The sequence below is a fragment of the Saccharopolyspora sp. genome (assembly GCF_017434145.1).
Taxonomy (GTDB): Bacteria; Actinomycetota; Actinomycetes; order Mycobacteriales; family Pseudonocardiaceae; genus Saccharopolyspora_C; species Saccharopolyspora_C galaxeae.
In genome coordinates this window covers 1-4,831 of record NZ_JAFRFW010000700.1, presented here as the reverse complement: position 1 = coordinate 4,831, position 4,831 = coordinate 1, and the positions used below count along the sequence as shown (strand labels likewise).

The following is a 4,831-nucleotide window of genomic DNA, read 5'->3' as shown; positions in this document are numbered from 1 at the left end:
CCGGTCAGCGCCGCCCGGTGCACCGCCGCGGCGGAGACCGTCTCGGCCGCGGCGATCGCGAACCGCGCGGAGACACCGGAGCGCTGGTCCACCGCGGAGGATTCCCGCAGGTGCCCCACGAACCGGGCCAGCACCTCCAGCAGGTGGTCGCCGACCTCGGCCTCCAGCAGCGCCTCCTGCCGGATCAGCGAGATCTCGCCTTCGAGTTCCAGCGGGTAGTGCGTGCGGATCTCCGCGCCGAAGCGGTCCTTGAGCGGCGTGATGATCCGGCCGCGGTTGGTGTAGTCCTCCGGGTTCGCGGTCGCGACCAGCAGCACGTCCAGCGGCAGCCGCAGGCTGTAGCCGCGGATCTGGATGTCGCGCTCCTCCATCACGTTCAGCAGCGCCACCTGGATCCGCTCGGCCAGGTCGGGCAGCTCGTTGATGGTCACGATGCCGCGGTGCGCGCGCGGCACGAGTCCGAAGTGGATGGTCTCCGGATCGCCCAGCGAGCGGCCCTCGGCGACCTTCACCGGATCCACGTCGCCGACCAGGTCGCCGACCGCGGTGTCCGGAGTGGCCAGCTTCTCCACGTAGCGCTCGCTGCGGTGCCGCCACTCGACGGGCAGCTCGTCGCCCTGCTCGGCGGCGCGGCGGATCGAAGCCGGGGTGATCGGTTCCAGCGGGTGTTCGTCCAGTTCGGACCCGGGCAGCACCGGGGTCCACTCGTCGAGCAGTTCGGTCAGCCCGCGCAGCAGCCGCGTCTTGCCCTGGCCGCGTTCGCCGAGCAGCACCACGTCGTGCCCGGCGATCAGAGCGCGCTCCAGCTGCGGCAGCACGGTGCGGTCGAAGCCGACGATGCCCGGCCACAGCCGGTCGCCGGAACGCAGCGCGCTGAGCAGGTTCCGGCGCACCTCGGCCTTCACGCTGCACGGCAGGTACCCGCCCGCACGCAGCTCTCCAGCCGTACGGGGCAGTCCGGTGGGTGGAGTCTGGAGATTCGTCACCCGTCCGACGCTACTCCCCAGAGCCTGTTGTTCAGGGGTTTGCGTAGGTGGTCGCTTAGCGGAACCTCAGCGCCTCGCTGCGGGATCTCCTACTCAAGCAGCTCCGGCCGGCCGAGGCCGCCCGCGACGATCACCACTCGGCATGGCGACCGGCCCGCGCCTGCGCGTAGAAACGAACCAGCCAGGTCGCGAAGGAGGACGCCGTGAGTCAGTCGCAGTTCGAGATCGACCCCGCCGGAGCAGGCTTCGACCCGCAACGACTGCAGCGGCTCGACCGGCACTTCGCCCGCTACGTCGACGACGGCAGGCTCGCGGGCTGGCAGGTCCTGATCGCGCGCGGCGGCAAGATCGCGCACTCGAGCACCTGCGGCCTGCGGAACCTGGAGTCCGCGGACCCGGTGCGCGACGACACGCTGTTCCGGATCTACTCGATGACGAAGCCGATCACGTCGGTGGCGGCGATGATGCTCTACGAGGAAGGGGCGTTCGAGCTCACCGACCCGGTCAGCGACTTCATCCCGTCGTTCGCCGACCTGCGGGTCTACACCGGCGGCCCCGCGCGGGAAGCGCAGACCCGGCCGGCCATCGAGCCGATGCGGATCTGGCACCTGCTCACGCACACCTCCGGGCTGACCTACGGGTTCCACCGGCTGCACCCGACCGACGAGATCTACCGGCAACAGGGCTTCGAGCTGGGCACCCCCGCCGACCTGGACCTCGAGGGCGTCTGCGACGTGTACGCCGGGATGCCGCTGCTGTTCGACCCGGGCAGCTCGTGGAACTACTCGGTGTCCACCGACGTGCTCGGCCGGGTGGTGGAGGTGGCCTCCGGCATGGGCCTGGACGAGTTCTTCCGCACCCGCATCTTCGAACCGCTGGGCATGACCGACACCGGTTTCGCGGTGCCGCCGGAGTCGCTGGACCGGCTCGCTTCGCTCTACGTCGCCGACTCGAACGGCAAGGCGGTGCGGCCGAAGCGCCCGTCGGTGCCGGAGACCCCGCCGAAGGCGCTGTCCGGCGGTGGCGGCCTGGTGTCCTCGGCGCACGACTACCACCGGTTCACCGGAATGCTGCTCGGCCGCGGGCAGCTCGACGGGGTGCGGCTGCTCGGCGACCGCACCGTGCGGTTCATGGCGCGCAACCACCTGCCCGGCGGGGCGCACCTCGACCAGCTGGCGCACGGCTCGTTCTCCGAGGTCAGCAACGCGGGCAAGGGTTTCGGCCTGGGCTTCGCGGTGGTCGAGGACCCGGTCCCCTCGCGCGTGGTCGCCAGCCCCGGCGAGCTGTCCTGGGGCGGGCTGGCCAGCACCGCGTTCTGGGTGGATCCGGCCGAGGAGCTCACCGTCGTGTTCCTGACCCAGCTGGTGCCCTCCAGCACGCACCCGATCCGCTCGCAGCTGCACCAGATGGTCTACCAGGCGCTGGTGGACTGAAGCCGGTTCACCGGTCGGTGCGGGGGATCTCCCAGCGCGTGCGCCAGCGCGCGAAACCGCCCTCGGTGTTGATCACCTGGCCGGTGATCCAGCGGGCTTCGTCGGTGCTCAGCCACGCGATCAGGCGTGCGGGATCGTCCGGTTCGCCGTAGCGGCCGAACGGGAACATCGGTGCGACCACGTGCCAGTCCCGCTCGCCCAGGTACCCGGTCTGCACCGGGCCGGGATTGACCGTGTTCACCGTGATGCCGGAGTCGGCGAGCTGGTCGGACAGGGTGAGGGTGATCTCCGCGAGCGCACCTTTCGCCGCGGCGTAGGCGACCTCGCCCGGCATCGGGCCGAGCTGCTGACCGGAGGTCAGGAACACGACCCGCCCGCCGGGACGGCCGTCGTGGTGGGCAGCGAAGGCTTGCGCGAGCAGGATCGACGAGCGGGTGTTGACCGCCCAGTGCCCGTCCAGCACCTCGGCGTCCAACTCCCCCAGGGCGCCGTCCGAACCGCTGCGGGCGTGGTTGCAGACCAGCACGTCGAGGTTCCCGAACTCGGCGACCACGTGCTGCACCAGCCGCTCCGGCTCGCCGGGTTCGACGAGATCGCCCGGCGCGTCCGCGACCCGGGCGTCGCCGACCAGATGCCGGGAGACCCCGGCGCGGACCTCGTCGGCGTCGTCGGCGCCCCGCGGCTGCTCGCCGTCGTGCGGCCGGTGGTGGTGCAGGAAAACGCTCCCGCCCCAGGCCGCGAGCCTGCGGGCGATCGCGAAACCGATGCCCTGCCTGCGGCTCGCGCCGGTCACCAGCGCCGCGCGGCCGCGCAGCGGATGCGGGTCCCGGGCCAGGTCGAGATCTTGTTCCACGTGCGCATGGTGACGTTCCGAGCACGCAGCGCGCACCTGATTTTCGCGGGCTGCTCCGGGTTCAACCGTTGCTGTGGAGTGGCTCCACGCGCAGCGGCCTCAGCCGTTTCCTGGGAGAACGAGCGGGAAAACCAACGCTCAGAACGGCGGCCAGGGAATCGCGGGCCACTCCCCGGAAGGCGCCGGGAAAACGCCCTCGCCGAGCAGGGCCTGCACCCGCTCGTTGATCGCCTGGACTTCCTTGGGCGTGATGTGCTCGGCCAGGTCGGCGGCCAGCTCGCCCTCCATCAGCGCCCGGAAGCGGCCCAGCGCCTCGGTCGCCTCCGCGGACAGCGGTTTGCCGATCCAGCCCCACAACACCGTGCGCAGCTTGTTCTCCGCGTTCAGGCTCACCCCGTGATCGATGCCGAACACGTGCCCGTCGGGCGCGTGCAGGATGTGCCCGCCCTTGCGGTCCGCGTTGTTGATCACGACGTCGAGCACCGCGAGCCGGCGCAGCGCCGCGTGGTCGGCGTGCGCCAGCACCACCGGATCACCGTGGTTGTCCTGCGCCTGCAGCACCGCTCGCCAGTCTTCCGGGACGTCCGCCGGTTCGGCCAGGTCGACCAGCTCCGAGTCCTCCTCGGTGTCCACCCACAGCTGCACCATCCCCGGCCCGAACGGGCCCTCGCGCAGCAGCGTCGGCGGGACCAGGTGCCAGCCCAGCGCTTCGGACACCAGGTAGGAGGCGACTTCCCGACCGGCCAGCGTGCCGTCCGGGAAGTCCCATAACGGACGTTCCCCGCGCACCGGCTTGTAGACGCATTCGGCCGCCGCGCCATCGTGCTCGACCGAGCACAGCAGCGTGGCGTTCGAGGCTTCCACGAGCCGCCCCTCGACCTCGATGCGGCCCTGCGCCAGGACCTCGCGGGCGGCCGGATCGGCGGGATGCACGAGCCGCTAGTCCTCTTCCGACCGGCGGTAGCCGTTCTGCCGCGGGCAGATGTGGCCTTCCGGGTCCAGCGGCTCGTTGCACAGCGGGCACGGCTTGCGGCCCGCGTTAATCACCCGCTCGGCGCGGTCGGCGAACGCGCGGGCGCGCGCCGGGCTGAGGAACACGCGGACCGCGTCCGGGCCCTCCTCGGTGTCGTCGAGCACCACGGACTCGTCGATCTCCTCCTCGGTGACCGCGAGCAGCTCCACCACGACGGCTTCGGTCTCGGCGTCCCAGCCGAGCCCCATCGTGCCGACCCGGAACTCCTCCTCCACCGGCACCGCCAGCGGGTCCGAGTCGACGAGGTCGTCCGGGGCGTCGGCGGGCAGCTCCGCGTCGAACCGGCGCTGCACCTCCTCCAGCAGCGCACCGATGCGTTCGGCGAGCACGGTGACCTGCTGCTTCTCCAGCTGCACGCTGACCGTGCGGACGTCCTCGGACGCCTGCAGGTAGAAGGTGCGCTCGCCCGGTTCCCCGACGGTCCCTGCGACGAACCGGTCGGGCTGGCGGAAGACGTGGATGACACGAGCCATGGCACCTTCGACACTAAGCCACCCGCGGTCGGGCGCGCGCAGCCGTCCACCGT

5 protein-coding genes are annotated in these 4,831 nt (G+C 71.5%); 1 reads left to right on the top strand and 4 read right to left on the bottom strand.

The window, feature by feature from the left end:
• Positions 1-986: ATP-binding protein (locus IJH84_RS19130; protein WP_295146999.1), on the bottom strand; the 986-nt coding region annotated here is incomplete at its 3' end.
• A 203-nt stretch (positions 987-1,189) separates the two neighbouring features.
• Here IJH84_RS19130 and IJH84_RS19125 point away from each other — a divergent pair.
• Positions 1,190-2,419, top strand: a complete 1,230-nt coding sequence (locus IJH84_RS19125; protein ID WP_295146996.1) for a serine hydrolase — start codon at positions 1,190-1,192, stop codon at positions 2,417-2,419.
• A 7-nt stretch (positions 2,420-2,426) separates the two neighbouring features.
• On the opposite strand, the gene IJH84_RS19120 is transcribed toward IJH84_RS19125, so the two are convergent.
• The 3 genes from IJH84_RS19120 to IJH84_RS19110 form a co-directional block, all read right to left on the bottom strand.
• Positions 2,427-3,272, bottom strand: a complete 846-nt coding sequence (locus IJH84_RS19120; RefSeq protein ID WP_295146993.1) for an SDR family oxidoreductase — start codon at positions 3,270-3,272, stop codon at positions 2,427-2,429.
• A 138-nt stretch (positions 3,273-3,410) separates the two neighbouring features.
• A complete protein-coding gene (locus IJH84_RS19115; RefSeq protein ID WP_295146989.1) occupies positions 3,411-4,205 on the bottom strand; it encodes an SCO1664 family protein in 795 nt (264 codons plus the stop codon).
• Between the two features lie 6 nt (positions 4,206-4,211).
• On the bottom strand, positions 4,212-4,778 hold the full coding sequence (locus IJH84_RS19110) for a DUF3090 domain-containing protein (protein WP_200069723.1): 567 nt from the start codon (positions 4,776-4,778) through the stop codon (positions 4,212-4,214).
• Positions 4,779-4,831: the final 53 nt, after the last annotated feature.

Coding starts and splice junctions, on each gene's coding strand:
- IJH84_RS19110 (WP_200069723.1), bottom strand. CDS start 4,778: ATGGCTCGTGTCATCCACGTCTTCCGCCAGCCCGACCGGTTCGTCGCA.